This window comes from Pseudarthrobacter sp. C1, assembly GCF_034720455.1.
In the GTDB taxonomy this organism is placed as follows: Bacteria; Actinomycetota; Actinomycetes; order Actinomycetales; family Micrococcaceae; genus Arthrobacter.
The window spans coordinates 358,093-383,792 of the sequence record NZ_JAYESK010000005.1 but is presented as its reverse complement, the minus strand read 5'-3'; the positions used below and the strand labels follow the sequence as shown (position 1 = coordinate 383,792).

At 66.2% G+C, this 25,700-nt stretch carries 24 protein-coding genes and 1 tRNA gene; 16 read left to right on the top strand and 9 right to left on the bottom strand.

All coding sequences use genetic code 11. The annotated features are described in order from the left end of the window. Window positions 1-10: 10 nt before the first annotated feature. The 4 genes from U7114_RS11480 to U7114_RS11465 all read right to left on the bottom strand — a co-directional run bounded on the left by U7114_RS11480 (window position 11) and on the right by U7114_RS11465 (window position 4,289). Window positions 11-1,150, bottom strand: a complete 1,140-nt coding sequence (locus U7114_RS11480) for a bifunctional 2-methylcitrate synthase/citrate synthase (RefSeq protein WP_157238539.1) — start codon at window positions 1,148-1,150, stop codon at window positions 11-13. 61 nt (window positions 1,151-1,211) lie between these two features. Next, complete coding sequence (prpB, locus tag U7114_RS11475; RefSeq protein WP_157238538.1) at window positions 1,212-2,117, bottom strand: methylisocitrate lyase; 906 nt, start codon at window positions 2,115-2,117, stop codon at window positions 1,212-1,214. Beyond that, window positions 2,117-3,637 (bottom strand): MmgE/PrpD family protein, encoded by a 1,521-nt coding sequence (locus tag U7114_RS11470; protein ID WP_323057405.1) that lies wholly within the window; start codon window positions 3,635-3,637, stop codon window positions 2,117-2,119. The genes prpB and U7114_RS11470 overlap by 1 nt, the downstream gene beginning before the upstream one ends. Continuing rightward, the gene (locus U7114_RS11465) at window positions 3,630-4,289 is read right to left on the bottom strand and encodes a GntR family transcriptional regulator (RefSeq protein WP_157238536.1); all 660 of its coding nucleotides are present in this window, start codon (window positions 4,287-4,289) and stop codon (window positions 3,630-3,632) included. Before U7114_RS11465 ends, U7114_RS11470 begins: the two co-directional genes overlap by 8 nt. Before the next feature lie 174 nt (window positions 4,290-4,463). On the opposite strand from U7114_RS11465, the gene U7114_RS11460 reads away from it, so the two are divergent. Next, window positions 4,464-6,356, top strand: coding sequence for an AMP-binding protein (locus tag U7114_RS11460; RefSeq protein ID WP_157238535.1), 1,893 nt, complete (start codon window positions 4,464-4,466; stop codon window positions 6,354-6,356). A 14-nt stretch (window positions 6,357-6,370) separates the two neighbouring features. On the opposite strand, the gene U7114_RS11455 is transcribed toward U7114_RS11460, so the two are convergent. Together U7114_RS11455 and U7114_RS11450 are read right to left on the bottom strand one after the other, a co-directional pair. Continuing rightward, window positions 6,371-7,084 (bottom strand): response regulator, encoded by a 714-nt coding sequence (locus U7114_RS11455; RefSeq protein WP_323057404.1) that lies wholly within the window; start codon window positions 7,082-7,084, stop codon window positions 6,371-6,373. Further along, window positions 7,081-8,715 carry a sensor histidine kinase gene (locus U7114_RS11450; protein WP_157238534.1) on the bottom strand — a complete coding sequence of 545 codons (1,635 nt, stop codon included), beginning with the start codon at window positions 8,713-8,715 and terminating at the stop codon, window positions 7,081-7,083. The genes U7114_RS11455 and U7114_RS11450 overlap by 4 nt, the downstream gene beginning before the upstream one ends. 152 nt (window positions 8,716-8,867) lie before the next feature. Here U7114_RS11450 and U7114_RS11445 point away from each other — a divergent pair, with 152 nt between their 5' ends. From U7114_RS11445 to U7114_RS11400, 10 genes are all read left to right on the top strand, one after another. Continuing rightward, the gene (locus tag U7114_RS11445) at window positions 8,868-10,217 is read left to right on the top strand and encodes a cation:dicarboxylate symporter family transporter (protein ID WP_157238533.1); all 1,350 of its coding nucleotides are present in this window, start codon (window positions 8,868-8,870) and stop codon (window positions 10,215-10,217) included. A gap of 226 nt (window positions 10,218-10,443) precedes the next feature. Then, on the top strand, window positions 10,444-11,343 hold the full coding sequence (locus U7114_RS11440) for a ParA family protein (RefSeq protein WP_013600617.1): 900 nt from the start codon (window positions 10,444-10,446) through the stop codon (window positions 11,341-11,343). Between the two features lie 7 nt (window positions 11,344-11,350). Then, a complete protein-coding gene (locus tag U7114_RS11435; RefSeq protein ID WP_321215908.1) occupies window positions 11,351-12,163 on the top strand; it encodes a ScpA family protein in 813 nt (270 codons plus the stop codon). Between the two features lie 20 nt (window positions 12,164-12,183). After that, window positions 12,184-12,822 (top strand): SMC-Scp complex subunit ScpB, encoded by a 639-nt coding sequence (gene scpB, locus U7114_RS11430; RefSeq protein WP_157242548.1) that lies wholly within the window; start codon window positions 12,184-12,186, stop codon window positions 12,820-12,822. A 112-nt stretch (window positions 12,823-12,934) separates the two neighbouring features. After that, window positions 12,935-14,149, top strand: coding sequence for a pseudouridine synthase (locus U7114_RS11425; RefSeq protein ID WP_157238532.1), 1,215 nt, complete (start codon window positions 12,935-12,937; stop codon window positions 14,147-14,149). A 3-nt stretch (window positions 14,150-14,152) separates the two neighbouring features. Next, the gene (locus tag U7114_RS11420; protein ID WP_323057403.1) at window positions 14,153-15,262 is read left to right on the top strand and encodes a prephenate dehydrogenase; all 1,110 of its coding nucleotides are present in this window, start codon (window positions 14,153-14,155) and stop codon (window positions 15,260-15,262) included. Then, the gene (gene cmk, locus U7114_RS11415) at window positions 15,262-15,975 is read left to right on the top strand and encodes a (d)CMP kinase (protein WP_323057402.1); all 714 of its coding nucleotides are present in this window, start codon (window positions 15,262-15,264) and stop codon (window positions 15,973-15,975) included. The genes U7114_RS11420 and cmk overlap by 1 nt, the downstream gene beginning before the upstream one ends. A 31-nt stretch (window positions 15,976-16,006) precedes the next feature. Beyond that, window positions 16,007-16,687: a lysophospholipid acyltransferase family protein gene (locus tag U7114_RS11410; protein WP_157242547.1), complete on the top strand. Its 681-nt coding sequence runs from the start codon at window positions 16,007-16,009 to the stop codon at window positions 16,685-16,687. Window positions 16,688-16,697: 10 nt separating this feature from the next. Next, window positions 16,698-18,248, top strand: coding sequence for a ribosome biogenesis GTPase Der (gene der, locus U7114_RS11405; protein WP_157238529.1), 1,551 nt, complete (start codon window positions 16,698-16,700; stop codon window positions 18,246-18,248). A gap of 158 nt (window positions 18,249-18,406) precedes the next feature. Continuing rightward, window positions 18,407-18,483: transfer RNA gene (locus U7114_RS11400), tRNA-Pro, on the top strand. Window positions 18,484-18,632: 149 nt separating this feature from the next. Here U7114_RS11400 and U7114_RS11395 read toward each other — a convergent pair. After that, window positions 18,633-20,252 carry a polysaccharide deacetylase family protein gene (locus U7114_RS11395; protein WP_323057401.1) on the bottom strand — a complete coding sequence of 540 codons (1,620 nt, stop codon included), beginning with the start codon at window positions 20,250-20,252 and terminating at the stop codon, window positions 18,633-18,635. A 275-nt stretch (window positions 20,253-20,527) separates the two neighbouring features. Beyond that, entirely contained in the window at window positions 20,528-21,397 is an 870-nt protein-coding gene (locus tag U7114_RS11390; RefSeq protein WP_157238527.1) for an Fpg/Nei family DNA glycosylase, read from the bottom strand. Between the two features lie 165 nt (window positions 21,398-21,562). Here U7114_RS11390 and gcvH point away from each other — a divergent pair, with 165 nt between their 5' ends. The 5 genes from gcvH to U7114_RS11365 all read left to right on the top strand — a co-directional run bounded on the left by gcvH (window position 21,563) and on the right by U7114_RS11365 (window position 24,652). Continuing rightward, complete coding sequence (gene gcvH / locus U7114_RS11385; protein WP_157238526.1) at window positions 21,563-21,949, top strand: glycine cleavage system protein GcvH; 387 nt, start codon at window positions 21,563-21,565, stop codon at window positions 21,947-21,949. 157 nt (window positions 21,950-22,106) lie between these two features. Continuing rightward, entirely contained in the window at window positions 22,107-22,583 is a 477-nt protein-coding gene (locus tag U7114_RS11380) for an FHA domain-containing protein (RefSeq protein WP_157238525.1), read from the top strand. A 23-nt stretch (window positions 22,584-22,606) separates the two neighbouring features. Then, window positions 22,607-23,323 (top strand): MerR family transcriptional regulator, encoded by a 717-nt coding sequence (locus U7114_RS11375; RefSeq protein ID WP_104997481.1) that lies wholly within the window; start codon window positions 22,607-22,609, stop codon window positions 23,321-23,323. Beyond that, window positions 23,323-23,826, top strand: a complete 504-nt coding sequence (locus tag U7114_RS11370) for a bifunctional nuclease family protein (RefSeq protein WP_013600629.1) — start codon at window positions 23,323-23,325, stop codon at window positions 23,824-23,826. Before U7114_RS11375 ends, U7114_RS11370 begins: the two co-directional genes overlap by 1 nt. A gap of 232 nt (window positions 23,827-24,058) precedes the next feature. Continuing rightward, window positions 24,059-24,652 carry a MerR family transcriptional regulator gene (locus tag U7114_RS11365; RefSeq protein WP_321215910.1) on the top strand — a complete coding sequence of 198 codons (594 nt, stop codon included), beginning with the start codon at window positions 24,059-24,061 and terminating at the stop codon, window positions 24,650-24,652. 67 nt (window positions 24,653-24,719) lie between these two features. On the opposite strand, the gene U7114_RS11360 is transcribed toward U7114_RS11365, so the two are convergent. Then, complete coding sequence (locus tag U7114_RS11360) at window positions 24,720-25,538, bottom strand: ParA family protein (RefSeq protein ID WP_323057400.1); 819 nt, start codon at window positions 25,536-25,538, stop codon at window positions 24,720-24,722. Between the last annotated feature and the right edge of the window lie 162 nt (window positions 25,539-25,700).

Genomic DNA, 25,700 nt, shown 5'->3' with positions numbered 1-25,700 from the left:
GCAGCGGCGCCTACGGCAGGTGCCGCTCCTCGGGGCCGTTGTACTCGCTCAGCGGCCGGATCAGCGAGTTGGAGTCCAGCTGCTCCATGATGTGCGCCGTCCAGCCCGTGATGCGGCTGGCAACGAACAGGGGAGTGAACGTTGCGGTGTCGAAGCCCATCAGGTGGTAGGTGGGCCCTGCCGGGTAGTCGAGGTTGGGCTTGATGGCCTTGGCTTCGTCCATGGCGGTTTCAAGCCCCTGGTACAGGCCCAGGATCTCGGGCCGCCCGTAGTGGGCGATCATCTTATCCAGCGCAGCCTTCATGGTGGGCACCCTGGAGTCGCCGTGCTTGTACACGCGGTGGCCGAAGCCCATCACTTTCCTCTTCTGGGCGAGCGCATTCTCCATCCACGCCTTGGCCCGGGCTGCTGCCTCCTCAAGGGACTCCTCGGGCCGGATCCCGATCTCGTCGAAGGTGTGCATGACGGCCTCGTTGGCTCCGCCGTGCAGTGGTCCCTTCAGCGCACCGATGGCTCCGGTGACCGCCGAGTGCAGGTCCGAGAGGGTGGACGTGATGACCCGTGCCGTGAACGTCGAGGCGTTAAAGCTGTGCTCGGCGTACAGGATCATGGAAACGTTGAAGGCCTCCACCACCTCCGGTACCTGCTCCTCGCCAAACGCCATCCAGAGGAAATTGGCCGAGTAGCCAAGGTCGTCGCGGGGCTCCACCACGGACTGCCCGTGCCTGCGGCGCTGGTCGTACGCCACCACGGCCGGCATGGCGGCGAAGAGGTCCACCGCTTTGGCCATGTTGGCCTCCCGCGACGAGTCTTCCGCCAGCGGATGCCTGGCCCCCATCACCGACGCGGCTGTCCGGCAGACATCCATGGGGTGCGAGCTGGTGGGCAGGGTATCGACCACCTGCTTGACCACCGGGTCCAGGGCGCGCCCGGCCCGCTCCCGGGCAGTGAATTCAGCTAGCTGGTCCTGGCTGGGCAGTTCCCCGTTCCAGAGCAGGTACGCAACTTCCTCGAAGCTGCACCGGGAGGCGAGCTCCTGGACCGGGTAGCCGCGGTACAGCAGTGAGTTGGTGTCCGGGTTGACCTTCGAAACGGATGTGTAATCCACTACGACGCCGGCGAGACCTTTTTTGATGTCCTGTTCAGCCATGCTGAAACTCCCTTGTTCCTGTCGCCTTTCGGATGCCGGCCGCGGCCGGCGGTGGTGGTTTTTAGTGCTTCCCGGGGACCTGGAAATTGAAGACCCCGGTGTCGAAGCGGTTGTAGGCCTCGTAGTCAACGAGGTCGTACAGCCGCGCACGGGTCAGCATGCTGCCCACCTGTGCCTCCTGTGTTCCCTCAGCCTTAATCGAGTCCAGCGTACGCTCAGCAGCGCCCATGGCACTACGGAGCAGGGTCACCGGATAAATCACCATGTTCACGCCCACCCCGGCGAGCTGGTCCACGGTGAAGAGTTCGCTCTTTCCGAACTCCGTCATGTTCGCCAGGATTGGCACGTCCACGGCGTCGCGGATGGCCTGGAACTCGTCCAGGGTGGCCATCGCTTCGGGGAAAATGGCGTCCGCACCGGCATCCACGAGGGCGCGGGCCCGGTCCTGGGCCGCTGCGAGTCCGTCGGTGGCGCGGATGTCGGTGCGGGCCATGATGAGGAAGTTCGGGTCGCGGCGTGCATCGGCCGCGGCGCGGATGCGCTTGGTGGCAGTCTCAAGGTCCACCACGTTCTTGCCGTCGAGGTGGCCGCAGCGCTTGGGGTTGAACTGGTCCTCGATGTGCAGCCCGGCCAGCCCGGCATTCTCGATTTCCTGGACGGTGCGGGCCACGTTCATGGGTTCACCGAAGCCGGTGTCCGCATCCACGATGGCGGGCAGGTCCGTCATGCGGGCGATCTGTCCGGCGCGGGTGGCGACTTCGGTGAGGGTAGTCAGGCCGATGTCCGGCAGGCCGAGGTCGTTGGCCAGCACGGCGCCGGAGATGTAGACGCCGGCGAAGCCCTTCTCCTCGATCAGCCGTGCCGAGAGCGGGTTGAAGGCGCCCGGGAACTGCTGGATGGTCCCGGAGGCCAGGAGTTCCCGGAACCGGATCCGCTTCTGCTCCGGAGTGGTCTTGGAGTACAGCATCAGAACAGGCCCTTCGGTGCCGCGCCCAGGTCGATGACCCCCGGCGCCGCAGTGATGTTCAGTTGGTCCAGTTCGCCGGCGGCGAGTTCCGGGAGGCGTTCGGCGGCGGCGAGGAACCTTTCGATTTCTGCTTCCTCCACCAGTCCGGCGGCGAGGGTGCGGAACTTGTTGACGTACTGCTCCCGGCCGAAGGGGCGCGCGCCGAGCGGATGGGCGTCGGCCACGGCGATCTCGTCCGTGATGACTGTGCCGTCCGCCAGGATGATCTCCACGGAACCGCCGAAGGCCTTCTCGGCAATGTCCAGCGAATGGTAGCGCCGCGTCCACTCAGGATCTTCCTCGGTGCTCACCTTCTGCCACAGGTCCACCGTGTCCGGGCGTGCGGCGCGTTCGGGGGCGTAGGAGTCCACGTGGTGCCACGCGCCGTCCTGCAGTGCCACCGTGAAAATGTAGGGGATGGAGTGGTCCAGGGTTTCCCGGCTGGCCTTGGGATCGTACTTCTGCGGATCGTTGGCGCCGGAGCCGATCACATAGTGCGTGTGGTGGCTCGTTTTGATCAGCACGGACTTCACGTTCGCGGGGTCGGTAGCCTCGGGGTGCTCACGGTTCAGCTTCCGCGCGAGGTCGATCCACGCCTGGGCCTGGTACTCGGCGGAATGTTCCTTGGTGTACGTGTCCAGGATCGCGCGCTTGGCCTCCCCGGCTTCCGGCAGCGGGACCATGTACGAGGCGTCCGGGCCGTCCAGCATCCAGGCGATCACCCCGTCCTCGCCTTCATAGATCGGCACGGGCGAGGTCTGGCCCCGCATGGCACGGTCCGCGGCCTCCACGGCCATCTTCCCTGCGAACGCCGGAGCGTGCGCCTTCCAGGTGGAGATTTCGCCCTTGCGCGACTGCCGCGTGGCGGTGGTGGTGTGCAGTGCCTGTCCCACGGACTGGAAGATGGTCTCGACGTCGAGCCCCAGGAGCGTGCCGATGCCCGCCGCAGCCGACGGGCCCAGGTGGGCCACGTGGTCGATCTTGTGCTTGTGCAGGCAGATGGCCTTGACCAGGTTCACCTGGATCTCGTACCCGGTGGCGATGCCCCTCACCAGGTCGTGTCCGCTGGCCCCGGTGTGCTGGGCAACGGCAAGGATCGGCGGGATGTTGTCGCCAGGGTGCGAATAGTCGGCCGCCAGGAAGGTGTCGTGGTAGTCCAGTTCGCGCACCGCCACCCCATTGGCCCATGCCGCCCATTCGGGGGAAACGCGCTCGCCGATACCGAAGACCTTGGCCCCCTGGCCCCCGGTGCTGGGACCATGCGCCAGCGCCTGGGCCCGGGCGGCCACGATGGGGCTGCGGTTCAAGGACGCGATGGCAACCGAGGCGTTGTCGATCACCCGGTTGATCACCATGTCTGTGACCTCGTCGGTGACCGGGACGGGATCGGTGGCTACCTTGGCGATCTTGTAGGCGAGCTGCTCCTCGCGGGGCAGGTTTTCCTCGCTCTTGTAAACGCGGACGTGGTGTTCCTTAACCATGGTGCTCCTTGTCGTGGGGCGTGTGCGTGTTTTTGACGTGTGAAAGGCTTCTGTGCAGGTGGAGCGTGGTGGCTGCCTCGGCCAGCCGGGGGTTTCCGGCGGCGATGGCCTCGGCGATGGCCGCGTGCTCGGCGGCAGCGGCAGTGAGCCGGTGCGCGTCGTCGGCGGCAAGCCTGCGGACCCGGACCAGGTGCACACGCAGGCCGCGCATGGCCTGGGCCAGGTAGGAGTTGGAAGCAGCAGCATCGATGGCCGCATCGAGGCGCCCCGCGAGCTCGTAATAAGCGTGCCGGCCCGGGTCGCTGCCATCGATGAGGGCGGGCGCTTCGAGGAATTCCTTCTGCAACTGCACGAACACGGCAGAGTCGCCGCGTTCGGCTGCGAGCGCTGCCGCTTTGCACTCCAGGGTTTCGCGGAGCTCGAAAAGTTCGTCGATGTCGTCGAGTGAAACGTCGGTGACGACGACGCCGCGGCTGCCGGCCGTCGTCGTCAGCCCTTCCGCCGTGAGACGGCTCAGCGCCTCCCGGAGGGGCGTGCGCGAGACGCCTAGGCGTTCCGACTGTTCCACCTCTGCCAGCACCGTGCCCGGCAGGAGGCGCCACTCGGTGATGTCATCGCGCAGCGCTTCGTAGGCCCTGTCGCTGGCGCGCATCGTTGCCTCCTTCGGTGGTTTGACCTTTCCAGTGTATACAGAACCCGGACAAAAACCAGCCCCTGGACGCAACTGTGGCAGAAATTCGCCACGCATGTATACATTGCTCTTGTTTTCCCTCCGACGGCCGGGCTAGCATGGCGTCATCACAATGTCGTGGACGGGATGCGCTTCATGGTTACCAACAGCTATCGGGACACGTACGAACACAGCCTCAGGGAGCCGGGGGAGTTTTGGCTCAGCGCGGCCGCAAGGGTCTCCTGGTCAACGCAGCCCCGGCGCGCCCTGGACTCCAGTAAAGCGCCGCTGTACGGCTGGTTTCCCGACGGTGTCCTCAATACCTCCTACAACGCCCTGGACCGCCATGTGGAGGCCGGCCGGGGGGACCAGGATGCCCTGATCTTCGATTCGGCCATGCTCGGCATCCAGCGCCGGTTCAGCTATGCGGAACTCACCGGCCTCGTGGCGCGCTTTGCCGGGGCCCTCCGCAACCGCGGCGTGGGCAAGGGCGACCGCGTGGTGATCTACATGCCGATGATTCCCGAGGCCGCCATTGCCATGCTTGCAACTGCACGGCTTGGGGCAGTGCATTCAGTGGTGTTTGGCGGATTCGCCCCAAAGGAGCTTGCGTCCCGCATTCGGGACGCCGCCCCCGCCCTCGTGGTCACTGCCTCGGGCGGAATCGAACCGTCGCGCCGCATTGAATACCTCCCCGCCGTCGCGGACGCCCTCGCCCTGGCCGGCGTGCCGGATCTCCCCGTTATTGTCACGGCACGGGAAGGTTTCGCCGCCACGGCAGCGGAGCACGGCTGGCTGGACTGGGATGCTGAAATGGCCGCCGCCGAACCGGCCGGGCCGGTGGATGTCGCTGCTACGGATCCGCTGTACATCCTGTACACCTCGGGTACTACCGGGACGCCCAAAGGCGTGGTCCGGGACAACGGCGGACACGCCGTCGCCCTCAGTTGGACGCTGGACAACATCTACGGCATCGGTCCGGGGGACGTCATGTGGACCGCCTCGGATGTCGGCTGGGTAGTGGGGCACTCCTATATCGTCTACGGCCCTCTGCTGGCCGGCGCCACAACGGTCCTCTACGAGGGAAAACCGGTTGGAACCCCGGATGCCGGCGCTTTCTGGCGCGTGGTCCAGGACCACGGCGTCAACGTCCTGTTCACGGCGCCCACGGCACTGCGGGCCATCCGGAAGGCGGACCCGGAAGCAACCCTGCTGGGCGCCTACGACATTTCCAGCCTGCGTACCCTCTTCACGGCAGGGGAGCGGCTGGACACGGACACGTTCCACTGGGCCTCGCGGACGGTGCGTGTTCCCGTGGTGGACCACTGGTGGCAGACGGAGACGGGCTGGGCGATCTGCGCCAATCCCCGGGGACTGGAAGAGCTGCCGATCAAACCGGGTTCGCCCAGCGTTCCCATGCCGGGGTTCAAACTCCGCATCGTGGACGGACTCGGGGAGGACTTGGGGCCCGGAAGCGAAGGCAACATTGTGCTGGACCTGCCGCTGCCGCCCGGGACGCTGGCAACGCTCTGGGGCGACGACGAACGCTACATCTCCTCCTACCTGCAGGCTTTCGAAGGCTGCTACGCCACCGGGGACTCCGGCTACCGGGACGGGGACGGCTACGTGTTCGTCATGGGGCGGACCGACGACATCATCAACGTTGCGGGGCACAGGCTGTCCACGGGCGCCATGGAACAGGTCATTGGGCAGCACCCGGCCGTGGCCGAGTGCGCGGTGATCGGCCTGGCGGATCCGCTGAAGGGCCAGCGTCCCAGCGGCTATGTTGTGCTCAAGTCCGGGGTCGACGTGCCGCAGGACGTCCTGGAAAAGGACCTGGTGGCGCTGGTGCGCCGGGATATCGGGGCCGTGGCGGACTTCAAGCACGTGACTGTGGTGGATGCCCTGCCCAAGACCCGGTCAGGAAAGATCCTCCGCAAGACCATGCGCCAGATTGCCGACGGCGGGGAATACACGGTGCCGTCCACCATCGAGGACGCCGGGGTGATAGACCAGCTCATCGGGATCCTCCGCCCCACGGCAGGGTGAGATCCCGGCGCAGTTCAGCGCCCGCTCCAGCGGTACTCGTTCTCCGGCCTGCCCGGGGTGCCATAGCGGGCAGTCCTGGAGACCGTACCTGCATCGGCCAAATACTCCAGGTAGCGCCGCGCAGTGACACGGGACATGCCGAGGGCGTCCATGACTTCCGTGGCCGAGACGGCATCGCGCTGCTGTTTGACGAAGTCCTGCACTGAGCCCAGCGTGGAAACCGAGAGGCCCTTGGGCAGGGGGAGTTCCGACGGTGCCCGCAGGCTGGCGAAAGCCTGGTCCACTTCGCTTTGGGACGCGCCGGTTTTCCCGGATCCTGCGTCATGGCCTGCGAGCTGCTGCCGGAACTGCCGGTAACTCTCCAGCTTGTCGGCGAAAGTGGCGAAGGTGAACGGCTTGATCAGGTACTGGACCACCCCAATGGCCACCGCGCTCCGGACGATCGCCAGTTCCCGCACGGCCGTGATGGCGATGATGTCCGCCAGGATGCCGGCCGCCCGCATGCGCCGCGCAATGTCCAGCCCGTGGAGGTCCGGGAGGTTCATGTCCAGGAGGACCAGCTCCACCGGGTTGCCTGCGGCGGAAAATTCGCCGAGCAGGCGGAGGGCAGACTGGCCGTCAGGAGCGCTTCCGGCCAGTTCAAAGCCCGGCAACCGCCCGATGTAGGCCGCGTGTGCGGCTGATGCGATGGCCTCGTCCTCAACGATGAGGACCCGGATGTTGCTCACGGTGTGTGCTCCTTCTGCGGGGACACCGCTGCGGGAAGAAATACTTCGAACTTCGCTCCGCGCCGTCCGTTGATGGTCAGCGTACCGCCCAGGCGGTGTACTGCCTGCCGGACCAGCGCCAGCCCGATGCCCCGTCCGCCGGGTCCGGAAGGCTTGGTGCTGAAGCCGTGCCGGAAGATGTTGTCCGCTGCCTGGGAGTCCAGCACGGCGCCGGAATCGTGGACGGCGATGTCCAGCCCTTCCTCGTCCGACTCCACTGTCAGCTGCACCCGCCGCGGCGGAGGAGCGTCTGCTGCCGCGTCAATCGCGTTGTCCAGCAGGTTTCCCAGGATGGTGACCAGGTCCTGCACCGCAACTCCCGCCACACTACCGGAACCCAGCGTGGCAACGTCCAGCTGGACGCCGCGTTCGTGGGCTTCAGCCACCTTGCCCATGACCAGGGCACCCAGCACGGGCTCATCCACCGAGCTGACCATGTCGTCGGTCAGCTGCTGGCTCAGTTCCAGGTCCCGGGTGGCAAAGTCCAGGGCTTCCTGGGTCCGGCCCAGTTCCAGGAGCGAGACCATCGTGTGGAGCCTGTTGGCGTGCTCGTGGGTCTGGGCCCGGAGCGCTCCGGAGAGGGTACGCATGGTTTCAAGCTCGTTGCCCAGCGCCTCAATCTCGGTCCGGTCCCGCAGCGTGGCCACCGTGCCGTAGACGGCTGACCTGCCGCGGTTCCCCGGAACCCCGGGCGCCTTGGCCGGTCCCTGGTTGACCACCAGGACCCGCGAGCCGGTAAGGACAATTTCGTCCTTGGCAGTCCGCCCCGACTCGAACAGCTCCCGGAGCTCCTCCTCGAGCGGCAGCTCCGCCAGTGTCGGCGGCCGGGTGGGGTCCTTGCTGCCGGACCCCTCAAGGCCCAGCAGTTCGGCCGCGTGGTCGTTGTACATCACCACGCGGCCCTTGGCATCGATGAGGATCAGCCCTTCCCGGACCGAGTGCAGGACGGACTCGTAGTATGCGAACAACTGCGAGAGCTGTTCCGGCCCCCAGCCGCGGGTGACCCGGCGAAGATACCGGCCCAGCAGCCAGGAGGCCAGCGAGCCTCCCAGCAGCAGGGCAAGGCCAATCGCCAGCAGGGCAGGCAGGCGTCCCGCGAACGCAACATCCACCGTGCGCACCGTGACACCCGCCGCCACCAGCGCCTTCACATTGCCGGCCTCATCCTTGACCGGGACAATCGTCCGCACTGACGGGCCCAGCGTCCCCGCCGTCACTTCCGTGTACTGCTCACCCCGCAAGGCGGCGTCGATCGAGCCGATGTAAGGCCGGCCGATTTCCTCCTCCCGCGGGTGCGTCCAGCGGGTCCGGTCGGGAGCCATGATGGTCACGAAGTCGACGTCGGCAGCGGACATAACGTCGCTGGCGTAGGGCTGCAGGACGGCTGAGGGGTCCGGGCCGGCAGCTGCCTCCAGCACCAGCGGGCTGGCTGCGATCGAAGCGGCGATCCCCGCCATGCGCATTCCGGCCTCGTCATAGGCGCGGTCACGGGCGTCAACGTAGGTGGCTGAACCAACGATGGCGATGAACACCACCACAATCAGCAGGTTCGCCACGAAGAGCCGGCGGGCGATACTCCAGGGGTGGATCATCCGTACCTCCCACGCACCTTCCACGACCAATATGAACGCAACGGTGAGCTGGGTCACGGCGTACCCAATGATGGATATCACACCGGAGGACGTGTTGAGCCCAGATACTGTGCCGCAGCGTCTATCAGATTATCCATACAAGGAGACACATCATGGCTTCTCAACGAGGAGAGTCGCTTGACACCGTGAAGACGCGGCGCAAGGGCATCGACAAATCGCACTACCTGTACATCGCCGTCATCGCCGCCGTGATCCTCGGCGCCGTGGTGGGCCTGATGTTCCCGGAGGTCGGCAAGTCCCTCAAGCCGCTCGGCGACGGGTTCATCAAACTCATTAAGATGATGATCGCCCCGGTCATCTTCTGCACCATCGTCCTTGGCATCGGCTCGATCGCGAAGGCTGCCACGGTGGGCAAGGTAGGCGGCCTGGCGCTGGGCTACTTCATCCTGATGTCCACGTTCGCGCTCGCCATCGGCCTGGTGGTGGGCAACCTGATCCACCCGGGTGAGGGCCTGAAGCTGGCCCCCTATGACCCTAACAAGAAGGCGGAAGTAGACAGCACCGTTGCTTTCCTCCTTGGCATCATTCCGGGAGATATTCCGGTCCTGCCCACCCTCTTTGCCGCCATCCTCGTAGGCTTCGCCCTCCAGAAGATGGGCCCGCAGGGCGCTCCCATCCTCAAGGCCATCGGCCACGGCCAGGTCCTCGTGTTCCGCATCCTGATCATGATCATGTGGCTCGCCCCCGTGGGTGCCTTCGGTGCCATCGCCGCCGTCGTGGGAGCCACCGGATTCCAGGCCATCGTCAGCATGTTCACCCTGATGGCTGCCTTCTACATCACCTGCGCACTGTTCATCGTGATCATCCTGGGCGGCCTGCTCAAGGTTGTCACCGGCGTCAACATCTTCAAGCTGATGAAGTACCTGGGCCGCGAATACCTGCTCATCTTCTCCACGTCCTCCTCTGAAGCTGCCCTGCCCCGCCTGATCGCCAAGATGGAACACCTCGGTGTCTCCAAGCCCGTTGTTGGCGTCACGGTGCCCACCGGCTACTCGTTCAACCTTGACGGCACGGCCATCTACCTGACCATGGCCTCCCTGTTCGTTGCCAACGCCATGGGCACGCCGCTGGACCTGGGCGCCCAGATCTCCCTGCTGATCTTCATGATCATTGCCTCCAAGGGTGCAGCCGGCGTCACCGGTGCCGGCCTCGCCACGCTGGCTGCCGGCCTCCAGGCCCACAAGCCCGAGCTGCTGGGCGGCGTAGGCATGATCGTGGGCATCGACCGGTTCATGTCCGAGGCCCGCGCCCTGACCAACTTCACCGGCAACGCCGTAGCCACCGTCCTGATTGGCACGTGGGTCAAGGAGATCGACGGCGTACAGGTCAACAGCGTCCTCTCCGGCGAGGAACCCTTCGACGAAGCAACCATGCTGGCCCACCACCACGGTGAAGCCGCTCCGGAGCAGGCTGAAGCCCGCCCGGTTCCGGCCAACGCCTGACCACTCCGGCCAACAGGCAACCGCCCCCGCAGCAAGCGCTGCGGGGGCGGTTCCTTGTCTGCGGAGCGGTAACCTTCGACCTCAGCTAGAGGGTCAAGGCTCAACATGGGCCGAAAGTCAAGTTCCCTCGAATGCCGTGTCGGTCGCTGTAACCTTGGGAAGAAGAAGGAACGGCGCTGGCAATCAGCGGCAGGAAATCACCGTCATCGAAAGTGTGGATAGATACGTGAGCAGCGAACAGGGTTCGGCAACTCTGGAGGGCACGGAATTTGACCTGGACAACGCGGTGATGGGGCCCACCGGGCGCCCATACCGCGAGTTTCCGGAACCCGCGCCGCTGTCCTCCCACGGTCCGGCCCGGGTCATCGCCATGGTGAACCAGAAGGGCGGCGTCGGCAAGACCACCTCAACGATCAACCTCGCCGCGGCGCTGGCGGAATACGGCCGCCGCGTCCTCCTGGTCGACTTCGATCCCCAGGGTGCGCTTTCGGCGGGCCTCGGCGTGAATCCACACGAGCTGGACCTCACTGTCTACAACGTGCTGATGGACCGCAAAGTGGACATCCGCGACGCCATCCACCAGACCGGCGTTGAGAACGTCGACCTGCTGCCGGCCAACATCGACCTCTCCGCCGCCGAAGTCCAGCTCGTCAATGAAGTTGCGCGCGAGCAGGTCCTGGACCGGGCCCTCAAGAAAGTCGAGGACGACTACGACGTCGTCCTCATCGACTGCCAGCCCTCCCTCGGGCTCCTGACCGTCAACGCGCTCACCGCGGCGCACGGCGTCATCATTCCGCTGATCTGCGAGTTCTTCGCCCTCCGCGCCGTGGCGCTGCTGGTGGAAACCATCGACAAGGTGCAGGACCGCCTCAACCCGCGCCTGCAGGTGGATGGCGTCCTTGCCACCATGTACGACGCACGGACGCTGCACAGCCGCGAGGTCATCACCCGGCTGGTGGAGGCCTTCGGCGACAAGGTCTTCGAGACCGTCATCAAGCGCTCCATCAAGTTCGCGGACGCCACCGTGGCCGCCGAGCCGATCACGAGCTACGCCGGCAACCACGTGGGCGCCGACGCCTACCGCCGCCTGGCCAAAGAGCTGATCTCGCGCGGCGGCGCACCCTAGCCACGCCGTGGCCGAAACCAAGCCCGGCTTCGAGGTGCGGCTGGCCAACTTCACGGGTCCGTTCGACCTCCTGCTGGGGCTGATCGCCAAGCACCAGTTGGACATCACCGAGGTGGCCATCGCCACGGTGACCGACGAATTCATCAAGTACATCCGGAAGCTGCAGGAACTGGGCGAGGACTGGGCCCTTGACGAAGCCAGTGAATTCCTGGTGATCGCCGCGACACTGCTGGACATCAAGGCTGCCAGGCTCCTTCCCGCCGGGGAAGTGGAAGACGATGAGGACATGGCCCTGCTCGAAGCCAGGGACCTGCTCTTCGCCCGGCTGCTCCAGTACAAGGCCTTTAAGCATGTGGCCGGGCTCCTGGGCGCAACCCTGCACCAGGAAGCACGGCGTTTTCCCCGGCAGGTTGCGCTGGAGGAACACTTCGCGGCGATGCTCCCTGAACTCGTCTGGAAGCACACGCCCGAACAGTTCGCAGCCATGGCCGAAGCGGCGCTGCAACCCAAGGCGCCCAAACCCACGGAGGTCGGGCTGGCCCACCTCCACGGCGGCAATGTCAGCGTCAAGGAGCAGGCAGAGATCGTGGGGTTGCGGCTCCAGCAGGAATCGCCGCTGACTTTCCGGGCCATCATTGCGGACGCCGAGTCCACCCTGGTGGTGGTGGCCAGGTTCCTGGCGCTGCTGGAGCTATTCCGGGACAAGGCAGTCTCCTTCGACCAGCTTTCGCCGCTGGCCGACCTTGCCGTCCACTGGACAGCCGGGGGCCGGCAGTGGTCGGCGGAGAACCTGAGCGAAGAATTCGAGGAGCAGCTGTGACCAAGGAAGCTACCGAAGCCATGCGCCAAGGGGAGGTGGACCTCGAAAGCCTTCCCGGCGGGGCCAAGGCTGCCATCGAGGCCGTGCTGATGGTCATCGACCAGCCGGCAACAGAGGAAGAACTGGCTGCCGGGCTTGGGCTGACCGTTGAAACGGTCAGCACCCTGCTGGCCGAACTTCAGCGCGAGTATACCGGCTATACTGTTAAAGCCCCGGATATGGAACAAGCCAGCGCCGCTGGTTTCGGCTCCAGCCCCCGGGGTTTTGAATTGCGGAACATCGCCGGTGGCTGGCGGATCTATTCCCGCGCGGAATTCGCCGACATTGTCGGCAAGTACGTGCTGGAAGGGCAAACGGCCAGGCTCACCCAGGCGGCCTTGGAAACGCTGGCGGTCATCGCGTACCGGCAGCCTGTCTCCAGGGCAAGGGTGTCCGCAATTCGGGGCGTCAATGTTGACTCTGTGGTCAGGACACTCGCCCAGCGCGGGTTGATCGAGGATTCGGGAACGGACCCGGAGTCCGGGGCCATCCTCTACCGGACCACATCGTATTTCCTGGAGCGGATGGGAATCGGCTCGGTGGCCGAGCTGCCGCAGCTGTCTCCACACCTTCCAGGGTTGGACGGCATCGCGGAGTACTACGACGCCGACGGGATCTAGGCGGGTTCGCCCGGCCTGGGCAAAGAGTATTTATCAGGGCAGACTATTTCTGCACGGCTGGTTAAGGTTGTCTGTGGACACCTTTCCGGCCAAACAATTGTAAGGACGGGTCATGACACAGGCGGGACGCCAGGGTTCACCACGTAACAGTTCGGGACGCAACGGTTCGGAACGAAACAGAACACAGCGCAACACCTCCCAGGGTGGGAGTTCAGCGGGCGGGTTCCGCAGCGGTGCCCCCAAGCGGGGCGGCGGGTTCGGCAGCGACCGCCCGCAACGCGCACCCAAGCCGCGCGAGGAGCGCTTCATCGATCCGGATTTGGCTTCGGACGGCCCGCAGCAGGGCCGCGGCGCGGTTGATCCAAAGGCGGCCAGGCCGTCCTCCCGGAAGCCTGCAGCCCGCAAACCCGGGGCCAAGAAAGCACCGGGCACTCCCGGCGCCCTCAAGCCGAAGCCACGCACCGGCGCCCCGGGCGCCGCGGCCTCCCGCGCGTTCGGCAGTGAACGCTTCGGCCAGAACCTGGGGCCGGTGCGCAGGCCGTCCCGCAAGAAGGGCCCGCGGGGCGATGTTCCCCAGTCGGAGCTTCACGACGCCGACGGCGTGCGCCTGCAGAAGGTCATGGCCTCGGCCGGGGTTGCCTCCCGCCGCGTCTGCGAAGAGATGATCGCCGAGGGCCGTGTGGAAGTGGACGGCCAGGTGGTCACCGAACTCGGCGTCCGCGTCGACCCCAAGACCGCCGTCATCCACGTGGACGGGCTGCGGATCCAGCTGGATGAAGACCTGGTGTACATGGTGTTCAACAAGCCCAAGGGCGTTGTTTCCACCATGGAGGACCCCGAGGGGCGTCCTTGCATCAGCGACTTCCTCAAGAACAGCAAGAACAAGGGCGAACGCCTGTTCCACGTTGGCCGCCTCGACGTCGCCACCGAAGGCCTGCTCCTGCTGACGAACGACGGCGAACTCGCCAACCGCCTGACGCACCCTTCCTACGAGGTTCCCAAGACCTACCTCGTGCAGGTCCGCGGTCCCTTCCCGCAGGGGATTGGCGCGCAGCTCAAGGAGGGTGTGGAACTCGAGGACGGCTTTGCGTCCGTGGACTCCTTCCGGCTTGTCGACTCCACTCCGGGCCACGTCCTGATCGAGGTAGTGCTGCACTCCGGCAAGAACCGCATTGTCCGCCGCCTGTTCGACGCCGTCGGCTTCCCGGTCCTGCGGCTGGTCCGCGTGAAGGTGGGCCCCATCGGCCTGGGAGACCAGCGACAGGGCAGCATCCGCAACCTCGGCAAGCAGGAAGTCGGCCACCTGCTGGCATCCGTAGGGCTCTGAGGCATGTCCGCTTTCCACAGCCAGGGCCGCGGGCACCTGGACGGTCCGGTCGTGGTCCTTGGCACCGGACTGCTGGGCACCAGCATCGGGCTGGGGCTGCGCGGGCGCGGCGTGCCCGTGTTCTTGTCCGACCCCTCGCCCACCAACCAGGCGGTCGCCGTGGATATCGGAGCGGGCCGGCCACTGGCTGAGCTGGATGGCAGGGTTCCGCAGCTCGTGGTGGTTGCCGCTCCGCCGGACGTCACGGCCGATGTCGTGGCAGCAGCCCTGTCCGAGTACCCTGACTCGGTTGTGGTGGACATCGCCAGCGTTAAGGCTGAGATCCTGGGCCAGCTGCGCCGCCGCGGCGTTGACCTCTCCCGCTACGTGGGAACCCATCCCATGGCCGGACGGGAAAAATCAGGTCCCGTAGCTGCGCGCGGCGAGCTGTTTACCTCGATGCCGTGGGTGGTGTGTCCGTCGGAGGAGACCTCCGCCGCCGCCCTCCAGACGGCCCGGTCCCTGGCCGCAGACCTGGGCGCCGTCGTCTCCCAGTTCACGGCCGACGAACATGACGAAGCCGTGGCCCTGGTCTCGCACCTGCCCCAGGTGATGTCGTCGCTGGTGGCGAGCCGGTTGCAGGGCACACCCCTGCACGCGCTGTCCCTGGCCGGCAACGGCCTGCGCGACGTCACCCGCATTGCTGCCAGCGATCCCGCCCTCTGGGTCCAGATCCTTGGCGGCAACGCGGCGAAGGTGGTGGACATCCTGTACGGCGTCCGGGATGACCTCAACCGGCTGATTGGCACCTTGGAAAAGCCCACAGCGCCTGGGGCGAGGCTGGACCTCGCCCAGCTCATGAGCGAAGGCAATGCCGGCCAGGCACGCATTCCGGGCAAGCACGGCGGACCCCCGCAGGCATACTCCTGGCTGACCGTCCTGGTGGATGACAAACCGGGGCAAATCGCCCGGCTCCTCACCGAAATCGGGGAGATCGGCGTCAACCTGGAGGACCTCCGCCTTGACCATTCGTCCGGCCAAAACGTGGGTATGGTGGAAATATCCGTGTTGCCGAACAAGCACGACCACCTGATCGAAGCACTAAACGACCGCGGATGGCGGGTACTTCAGTAATGACACAGGAACTTCTCGACACCATGCCCGCGCTCCGCGTCGGACGGCCGCTGGTGGTGGCCATTGACGGCCCCTCCGGCTCCGGCAAGTCCAGCGTGAGCAAGGAGGTGGCCCGCAGGCTCCGGCTCGCCTACCTGGACACCGGCGCGATGTACCGCGCCCTGACCTGGGATTGCGTCGCCAGGGGAATCGACCTCGACGACGCCGCAGCCGTGGAGCAGGCCGCCCGGGACCTGGTACTGGACCTGAGCACCAGCCCGCACGACGACTACGTCCGGGTTGACGGCGTGGACGTCACTGACGCCATCCGCGAACCGGCAATCTCTTCGGCCGTCAGCGCTGTGGCCACCACCCTCGGCGCCCGGACTGAACTTATCCGCCGCCAGCGGGAGCTCATCGAAAAGCACCACCGCCGCATGGTGGTGGAAGGCAGGGACATCACCACCGTCGTCGCGCCCGGGGCGGAAGTCCGCATGCTGCTCACCGCCAGCGAGGAAGCGCGGCTGCGCCGGCGCGGGATGCAGCTCGGCGGCACCCAGGACGCCGAGCAGCTGGCGGCCCAGGTGACCCACCGCGACGCGAAGGATTCCACGGTGGTGAACTTCACGAAGGCGGCCTCCGGGGTTGTCACGCTGGACTCATCGGACCTCGACTTCGAGCAGACCGTAGCAGCGGCCCTGGTGATCGTCACGAAGGCCCTCAACCGTGACTGACGGCAAGCGGGGTGTCCCGTCCGGGCTGACCATGACGTGGAGCAGGCCTGTGGGCTGGATCCTCGACCATCTGGTGTACCGGACCACCGTCACGGGCAAGGACAACGTGCCCACCGGAGGCCCGGTGATTTTCGCCGCGAACCACATCAGCTTCCTGGACGGGCCGGTCATGTTCGGTGCCTCGCCACGGCCCATGCACATCCTGGTCAAGCAGGAAATGTTCCAGGGATTCCTCGGCCGGGTGCTCAACGCCTCCGGCCAGTTGCCGGTGGACCGGAGGGGCGACCGCGCGGCACTGCAGCGCTGCAAGGAAGTGCTCGACGCCGGACGGTGCGTAGGGATCCTTCCCGAAGGTACCCGGGGGAGCGGGGCGGCTGCGGACATTAACGGCGGCGTGGCCTGGCTGGCGCTGAACTCCGGAGCGCCGGTGGTTCCGGTGGCCATCCTGGGTACGCGCAGAGGCGACGAACACCTTGATTCAGTGCCCCGGCCGGGCAGGCGTTTCCACGTCAGCTTCGGAAATGCCCTCACCCTTGGCCGCAGGGCCGGGGAAAGCGGGCGTGCTTCAATGGACAGGGCGGCGCTGGAAATCCGCGCTGCGCTGGCTGGGCACGTCCAGGACTCCGTTCAACTCAGCGGGCAGCCCCTGCCTACGGCAGATGCCCATAAAGACTTAACAGCAGTAGCCGGGACGCCGGCAGATGACCACTAAGGACAGTGCAATGAGCGATACGACTCAAACTCCCGGCCACCCCGGCGCCGGCGAAGACGACTACACGCCCACGGGCACGGACCAGGTGGCCGAACGGCTGGCTGCCATTGACGACGAGGAGGCCGAGCTCCGCGCCGCGTCCCTCCGGGCGGGCCTGGAGGACTATGACCTCGACGAGGAAGACGCCGCACTGCTCAGCGGCGAGTACGGCGACGAGGACTTCGACGGCCCCGTCAAGCTTGATCCGGTCCTGGCCATCATCGGACGGCCCAACGTGGGCAAGTCAACCCTCGTGAACCGCATCCTGGGCCGACGTGAAGCAGTGGTTGAAGACACCCCCGGTGTCACCCGCGACCGCGTCATGTACTCCGCCAGCTGGAACGGACGCAACTTCACCCTCGTGGACACCGGCGGCTGGGAACACGATGCCCGCGGTATCCACGCCCGCGTGGCCGAGCAGGCCGAGATGGCCGTTGAACTCGCCGACGCCGTGCTCTTCGTGGTGGACTCCGCAGTAGGGGCTACGGCCACCGATGAAGGCGTCATGAAGATGCTCCGCCGCAGCAAGAAGCCGGTCATCATGGTGGCCAACAAGGTGGACGACTTTGCGCAGGAAGCGGACTCGGCCACCCTGTGGGGCCTGGGCTTTGGTGAGCCCTACCCGGTGTCGGCGCTGCACGGCCGCGGGGTTGCGGACCTGCTGGACCACGTGATGGACGTGCTCCCCGAGTTCTCCACCATTGAGGGAACCGACCGTTCCGGCGGCCCGCGGCGCATTGCCCTGATCGGCCGCCCCAACGTGGGCAAGTCCTCGCTGCTGAACAAGCTGGCAGGCACCGAGCGCGTGGTGGTGGACAACACGGCCGGAACCACCCGCGACCCCGTGGACGAGTTCATCGAACTCGGCGGCCGGACGTGGCGCTTCGTGGACACGGCAGGCATCCGCCGCCGCCAGCACATGGCGCAGGGGGCGGACTTCTACGCCTCCCTGCGGACCCAGGCCGCACTCGAAAAGGCGGAGGTCGCCGTCGTGCTCCTCGCCGTGGATGAGGTCCTCAGCGAGCAGGACGTCCGGATCCTGCAGCTCGCCATTGAGTCCGGCCGTGCCCTGGTGCTGGCGTTCAACAAATGGGACCTGCTCGACGACGAACGCCGGCGCTACCTGGAACGTGAAATCGAGCAGGACCTGGCTCACGTGAACTGGGCACCCCGGGTGAACATCTCTGCCAAGACCGGGTGGCACAAGGACCGCCTGGTTCCCGCCCTGGACCTGGCACTGGAGAACTGGGACAAGCGCATCGCCACCGGCCGCCTGAACGCCTTCCTCGGCGAACTCGTTGCCGCGCACCCGCACCCCGTCCGAGGCGGCAAGCAGCCGCGCATCCTCTTCGGCACCCAGGCGTCCAGCCGGCCCCCGAAGTTCGTGCTGTTCACCACCGGATTCCTGGACCCGGGATACCGCCGCTTCATCACCCGCCGCCTCCGGGAAACCTTCGGCTTCGAGGGCACCCCCATCGAGGTCAGCATGCGGGTCCGGGAAAAGCGGGGCAAGAAGCGTTGATTCCGGTGATCTCCGCAACACGCGGAGCGCCGGAAGCCGGAAAGTGTCACTGGCACCCTCCGGAATCGTGTAAGCTCTTCTAGGTGGTTCGGCCGGACTGCTGGTGAACTCCTCGGAGTGATTTGAGGGTTCAGCTCAGCGGAGAACGGCGGAACCAGCGGGCTGTAGCGCAGCTTGGTAGCGCACTTGACTGGGGGTCAAGGGGTCGCAGGTTCAAATCCTGTCAGCCCGACCACAAAGCCGCGGAAACTTCAGGGTTTCCGCGGCTTTTTGCATTGGCGGGATTCCCGTGATGACGCGATGAGCCCGACCAACCTGACGATCGGCACCCACGGCGGGATCACCATCCGCCGCCGCCCGAGGGGTGCCCTGCACAGGGGCCAGCTAGCCGAGGGCGGCGTCGAGGGTGACGAAGCCGTAGCCTGCCGCCGGGAGCTGGGAGATCACCTCTGGGAGGGCCGCGGCGTCGAGCGTTGAGCCGTCGTCCGGGTTGGAGCCGAGGTGCATGAGGACGATCTCCCCGGGCTGCGCGGAAGCCAGGACGCGCTGGACGATGAAGCTCGGGCCGCGCGTTCCGTTCATGGTGCCTTGCCAGCCCAGGGTGTCAACGGTCCACCGGACCGCCGCGTAGCCAGCGGCGTTGACGTCTGCGATCGTGCGGGAATCGCGGGCGCCGAAGGGGAAGCGGAAGAACGGGCGCGGGTCTCCTCCAGCGGCCTCGATGGTCCTCTGCGCGCTGCTGATCTCGGCCGCGATCTGGGCGTCGGTCAGGGTTGTGAAATCTGGGTGGGTCATGGAGTGATTGCCGATCCGATGCCCCGCGTTGTAGATCAGCGCCGGGTTGGAGGGGAACTGGTTGACCCAGTCTCCGGTGAGGAAGAACGTGCCCGGGACGCCGTGGGCTGCGAGGGTGGCGAGGATCGATCGGAGGGCGGCGTCGTTGGCGCCGGCGTCGAACGTGAGTGCGACAACCTTCTGCGTGGTCGGAATGCGCTCAAGATCCACGCCTAGGAGCGCCGACGGGACGCTGGTGTAGATGACCTCGATCCTGCCGCTGGCCGCGTGCCACAGGATAGAACCGTGCTGGAAGTCGTTGCGGCGGCCGCCCGTGATGCTGTACTCGCCGCTGATCGGGTAGCCGAGCCGGCTGCGCTCCCAACCGAGGGCCACCCACTGGGCTCGGATGGCTCCGTACACCTCGTGGGCTCCCGTGGCAGGCGACCAGTAGATCGACGAGCCGGCGTTCGTGCCGCTGAAGTGGTTGAACCGACCGACCCCGTCGGGGGTGCCGGTCTCATCCGTCACGGGGAATCCAAGCACGCCGGCCGGTCCGCCGAGCTCCAGGTAGTGTCCGCGGATGGCTCCGTGGACCTCGTACGCTCCGGTGCCGGCGCTAAAGTAGATCGCCCCTCCGGCGAAGTTGTTGTGGCGGCCAGCGGCGCCGGGGGTGGAGGTCTCGTCGGTGAGCGGGAAGCCCAGGAAGCCGGCCGGTCCGCCGAGCTCCAGGTAGTGTCCGCGGATGGCTCCGTGGACCTCGTACGCTCCGGTGCCGGCGCTAAAGTAGATCGCCCCTCCGGCGAAGTTGTTGTGGCGGCCAGCGGCGCCGGGGGTGGAGGTCTCGTCGGTGAGCGGGAAGCCCAGGAAGCCGGCCGGTCCGCCGAGCTCCAGGTAGCGTCCGCGGATGGCTCCGTGGACCTCGTACGCTCCGGTGCCGGCGCTAAAGTAGATCGTGCCGCCGGTGTAGTCCTGGGCGCGGCCCCCAGCGACGTCGTACGCGCTGCCGACTGGCGTGCCGAGAAACGATGCGCTGCCGCCGAGCTGCTCATAGTGCTGGAGGATCGCGTCGTCGCCGGCCTGCTCGACCACCATCGACGCCGGAACGCTCCGTTGCGCAGCCACCGCTGATGCGGCGGACGCGGGCGGCCCCAAGGCCGTGCCCCCGAGGCCCCCGCCGAGGGCGAGGGCCAAGGCCATTCCGAGGACGGCGGATCGAGACCGGCGCATTGTGACCCCTTCGTGCTGACCGAGACATGCGAGCCTTGGTCAAGACGCTACGCCCCAGGGGCATGCCCGGGCAGGGGCAGAGGTCCCGAATCGCAATCAGATCACCCGCGACACCCCGTCCGCGGTGCTGCCGCAGTTGCCGCGTTCCGGGGTCCCATGTCATGTTCGAGCGGATGACCGCGGGCGGTACGCTGTTGCAGGACCAAGGCCTCATTTCCGCAGCCAAGTCGTCCACAATGACGGTCGACATCTACCAGCTTGGCTGCCGGATCTTCCTACTTCAGGAACTTAGAGGTCCTGCGGTCAGCCAGGATCTTGCCCTTGGTCTGGCAGGTGGGGCAGTACTGCAGGGCGGTATCGGCGAAGGAAACCTCGCGGACAGTATCTCCGCACACGGGGCACGGCTGACCGGCCCGCGCATGGACGCGCATGTGGCTCCGTTTGACGTCCTTCAGGTCCTTGGGCGGCTTGCCCTGCGCCTCGGCCATCGCCGTGCCAAGGATGGTGTGGATGGCGTCGTACAGGACCTGGACGGTTCCGCGGTCCAGGGACTTGGCCGTGGCAAAGGGGGAGATCCTTGCCGCATGCAGAATCTCGTCGCTGTAGGCGTTCCCAATCCCGGCGATGACGCCCTGGTTCCGCAGGAGCCCCTTGATCTGCTGGGAGCTGCCGGCAAGGATCTCAGCCAGCATGTCGGCGTCGAACGCCTCAGCGAAGGGGTCCGGCCCCAGCGACGCTATACCCGGCACTTCCTGCGGATCCCGGACCACGTAGACCGCAAGGCTCTTCTTCGTTCCGGCCTCGGTGAGGTCGAAGCCGCGCGGGCCCCCGGGGCCGGTGAAGGCAAGGCGGGCGGCGATGTGCCCTTTTCCCATTTTCAGCTGGGCGTCGGTGGGGGAGTCCGTGAAGCGGACCCAGCCGGCCCTGGCCAGGTGAAAGACGAAGGAGATGCCGCCGGTGTCAATGCTGATGAACTTGCCGAAGCGCCGTACGCCTGTGACGGTCCTGCCCTCGAGGGCGCTGAACGGGGGATCGGCCGTCTTGAGGACGGCGAAGGAAACGATCTGCACTTTTGACACGACCGCTCCCTGCAGGTGGTCACTCAGGAACCCGGCAAGGCCGGCGACCTCGGGCAGCTCAGGCATCCGCTAGCTGCCTTCCCCGACGTGGACGCCGGCTGTGCATGCGCTCATGCGTCCCATCTTGGCAGAAACCCCGCCGAACGCCCGGGCAGATGTGCCTATACTTTCAGCGGCGGCCCGTTCCGGGGCCCCGTTGACATTGGTGTTCGACCCGATGAAAGGCCCCTGATGAGCAACATTCCCGAAGATCTGTCCTACACAGCCGAACACGAGTGGGTCACCGCCCCCAATGCCGACGGCGTGGTCCGGGTAGGCATCACCGACTTTGCCCAGGACGCACTCGGGGACGTTGTCTACGCCCAGATGCCTGAAGTTGGCACCAAGATTACGGCGAACGAAGTTGTGGGCGAGGTGGAGTCCACCAAGAGCGTCAGCGACATCTATGCCCCTGTAACCGGCGAAGTTGTGGCCCGCAACGAGTCACTGGACACCGATTCCGCGCTGATCAACACAGATCCCTACGGTGAAGGGTGGCTCATTGAGATCAAGCTCGCCGAAGCTGACGCCGTTGAATCATTGCTCAGTGCATCGGAGTACGAACAGCAGGTAGGCTAAAGCTAACCGGTATTTCCGGTCCGGCCCCGCCGTGAAGGCAGAACGTCTTCGCACGTCAGCGGCCGGATCGGCGGGCCGGGACCGGGCCTGCGTTGCAGGTCCGGAGGGCAGATGTTGGTTGCAGGCCTGAGGGCAGCAACGGAAAGAGGAGGAGTCCATGGCTGGCCACACACAGAACCCTGCCGACGGGGAACACGGCTCGGGTGCGGCCAGGGCGTCGGAGACTACTTCGATCCATCTCACCCCGGTGAGGGATGAGCCCACGATTGCCCCCAAACTCTCGTCCGATGAGCGCAGCTCGGTTGAGGCGCTCCCGGCCGGGTCAGCACTGCTGGTTGCGCACAGCGGCCCCAACGCCGGCGCCCGCTTCCTGCTTGATTCCGATGTCACCACGGCCGGACGGCACCCGGATGCGGATATCTTCCTGGACGACGTCACCGTTTCCCGCCGCCATGTCGAGTTCCGGCGCACCGCCCGGAGTTTCGAAGTGGTGGACAAAAACAGCCTGAACGGCACCTACGTCAACCACGACCGCGTGGACAGCGTGGAGCTCAAGTCCGGCAGCGAAGTCCAGATCGGCAAGTTCCGCCTCACCTTCTACATGAGCCCTGCCAACGCTGCAGGCCGCGGCTGAACCGGGGACCGCTGCCTGTGGCAATGGCACAACCGGAACGCCGGGGACCCCAGGTCCTCAACATCGGGGAAGTCCTCGCACAGCTCAGCGGGGACTTTCCCGGCATGACTGCGTCCAAGATCAGGTTCCTTGAGGAAAAAGGGCTCATCAACCCGCGCAGGACACCGGCGGGCTACCGCCAGTACTCGGACGGCGACGTCGAGCGGCTGCGGTTCGTCCTGGCCCTGCAGCGTGACCAGTACCTCCCCCTGAAAGTCATCAAGGACTACCTCGATGCCATCGACAGGGGCGAACGCCCCGAGAACCTCCCGCCCGGCGTCGTGGTGTCCCCGCGCATCGTCTCGGATGAGCTGGCGGCGGAACTGCAGAACCGGGGGCGCAAGCTTACGGAAGAGCAGCTCCGCACGGAATCCGGTGCCAGTGTGCCGCTGCTGCAGTCCCTCCTGAGTTTCGGCCTGATTAGCCACAGCAATGGCCAGTTCGATGAGCACGCCCTCCAGGTGGCGCGCGCCTGCGTCCAGCTGGAGAGCCACGGGCTTGAACCCCGCCACCTCCGCCCCTTCCAGGCGGCTGCGGAACGGGAGTTTGGCCTGGTGGAGCGCGTCGTGGCGCCATTGGCGTCCCGCAAGGACTCCGCGTCCCAGGCACGGGCAGCTGAGGCCGCCCGTGAGATTAGCGACCTCTGCCTCACCCTGCACCGTGCCTTGGTGCAGGACCATATCTCACGCATGGACATCTGATGATTGAAGTCGAGATTGTGGGCGTTCGCATCGAACTGCCTTCCAACCAGCCACTGGTCCTGCTTCGGGAAATGCACGGGGAACGGCACGTCCCCATATGGATCGGGACGCCTGAAGCCAGTGCCATTGCCCTTGCCCAGCAGGGCGTGGTCCCGCCCCGCCCCATGACCCACGACCTCCTGGTGGACGTCGTGGAGTCGCTGGGGCACTCGGTGGTCAGCGTGAACATCGTTGCGGTGGAGGACAACATCTTCTACGGCCAGCTGCAGTTCGAGAACGGGACAACAGTCAGTTCGCGGGCCTCGGACGCGCTGGCCATAGCCCTGCGCGCAAAGTGCCGGATTTGGTGCGCGGATTCAGTCATGGATGAGGCCGGAGTCCGCATCACCGAGCATGACGAGGGCGAGGACACGGAACCCGGTCCCACCGTTGATGAAGAGCGCGAACTGCGCCGGTTCCGGGAGTTCCTGGACGATGTTGAGCCCGAGGACTTCGACGGCTGAGGTCACGTTAAGGTTAAAGTTGAGGGTGAATCTTTCGACACGCCCCTTTTAACCCTGCAGGGTCTTTGACCTTGCGACCCCCCGGGCCTAACGTCGAAGTATCGAGTTCCCATTGCTTACGGCAGCCGCGCAAGTCACACTGGAAAGTGCGCCCCGCGAAAATTACATGCATGGTCTTCATGCACTGCTGCTGCAGCAGTTTCCCCGGGAGCGTATGACAAGGAGGATCCAGGTGAGTCCCAAAGGTGAAGCAGGCGGGCTGAAGCAGCCCACGGCTGGTGTTGCTGTGCCGGCGAGCGGTGCCCAGGGCCTCCTGTTTACCGAAGACCTTCCTGTGCTGGATGAGGACGCGGGCTACCGCGGGCCCACCGCATGCAAGGCGGCCGGCATCACGTACCGCCAGCTCGACTACTGGGCACGCACCGGCCTGGTGGAGCCCGCGGTCCGCGGCGCCGCCGGTTCCGGCTCCCAGCGACTGTACGGCTTCCGCGACATCCTGGTCCTGAAAGTCGTCAAGAGGCTCCTGGACACAGGGGTATCGCTGCAGCAAATCCGCACCGCCGTGGAACACCTGCGGGAACGCGGCGTCGAAGACCTCGCCCAGATCACCCTGATGAGTGACGGCGCGAGCGTCTACGAGTGCACCTCCGCTGACGAGGTCATCGACCTCGTCCAGGGCGGCCAAGGTGTGTTCGGCATTGCCGTCGGACGGGTCTGGCGTGAGGTGGAGGGCAGCCTGGCCTCGCTTCCCAGCGAGCATGCCGCTGAGCCGTCCTTTCCGGACGACGAACTGAGCAAGCGCAGGGCAGCGCGCAAGATCAGCTGAAATATTGAGCAAGGGGCCGCTCTCCATCCGGAGGGCGGCCCCTTGGCTGTTAACCAGGCGGGTTGCCCTACCTGGCGCGGCTGCGCAGGCTGCTGCCCACAGCCATCAGGTTGGCCAGCAGTTCATCGAACAGGGCCGCAGCGGACTTCGCGGAATCACCGGGCCAGTGGTGCACGGGGTGGGCGGCGCCCTGGATCTGCTGCCAGTTGGCCTGTTCCGGAATCCGCGGGCTCAGGAGGAGTTCTCCGAACATGGACTCCATCTCCGCAAGCCGGTACGCGTGTTCCGAGGAACCCGACCGCACCCGGTTGGCCACGATGCCTGCCGGGGAAAGGTTGGGGGCGAACTCCTGGCGGAAAAGCTGGATGGCCCGCATGGTCCGCTCGGTGCCGGCCACCGAGAACAGGCCGGGCTCGGCAACCAGCGCCACCTTGTCGCTGGCGGACCAGGCCATCCGGGTCAGGCCGTTCAGGGACGGCGGGCAGTCCACTAGGACAAGCTGGTAGTCGTCCCCGGTGGCCAGGACAGAGGAGAGCCTGCGCAGGTCGCGGCGGCCCAGGTCCGGCCGGTCATAGATGCCGGTGTAGGCAGAGCCGACGGCGACGTCCAGTACGGCGGAGCCGGTGCCGTTGGACTGGGTCTTGGCGGTCCAGCTGCTGCGCACCACGTTTTCGGACAGCTTTGCCCGGCGGGGACTCTTGAGCATCCGGCCGATATCCAGCTGGTCGCCGGGCTGGACTCCCAACGCAGTGGTGGCATCCGCGTGCGGATCAAGGTCCACCACCAGCGTGCTGATGCCCGCGGCCAGCGCCGCAGACGCCAATCCTGTGGTGACGGAAGTCTTGCCGACTCCACCCTTAAGGCTGCTGATGCTGACTACTTGCACTTGAGAGACCAAAACCTAACGCCGGATGCCGTGTTGGGGGTAATGTTTGCTCCGGCAGTGCCGAAGCCGGACGGTCCTGCCGCCCTACTCATCATATGTTGATGCGTCGGCGAATCCTGCTTTATTGGGCGTCGGCATGGCACCGACTGTGCTGCCGGGGCG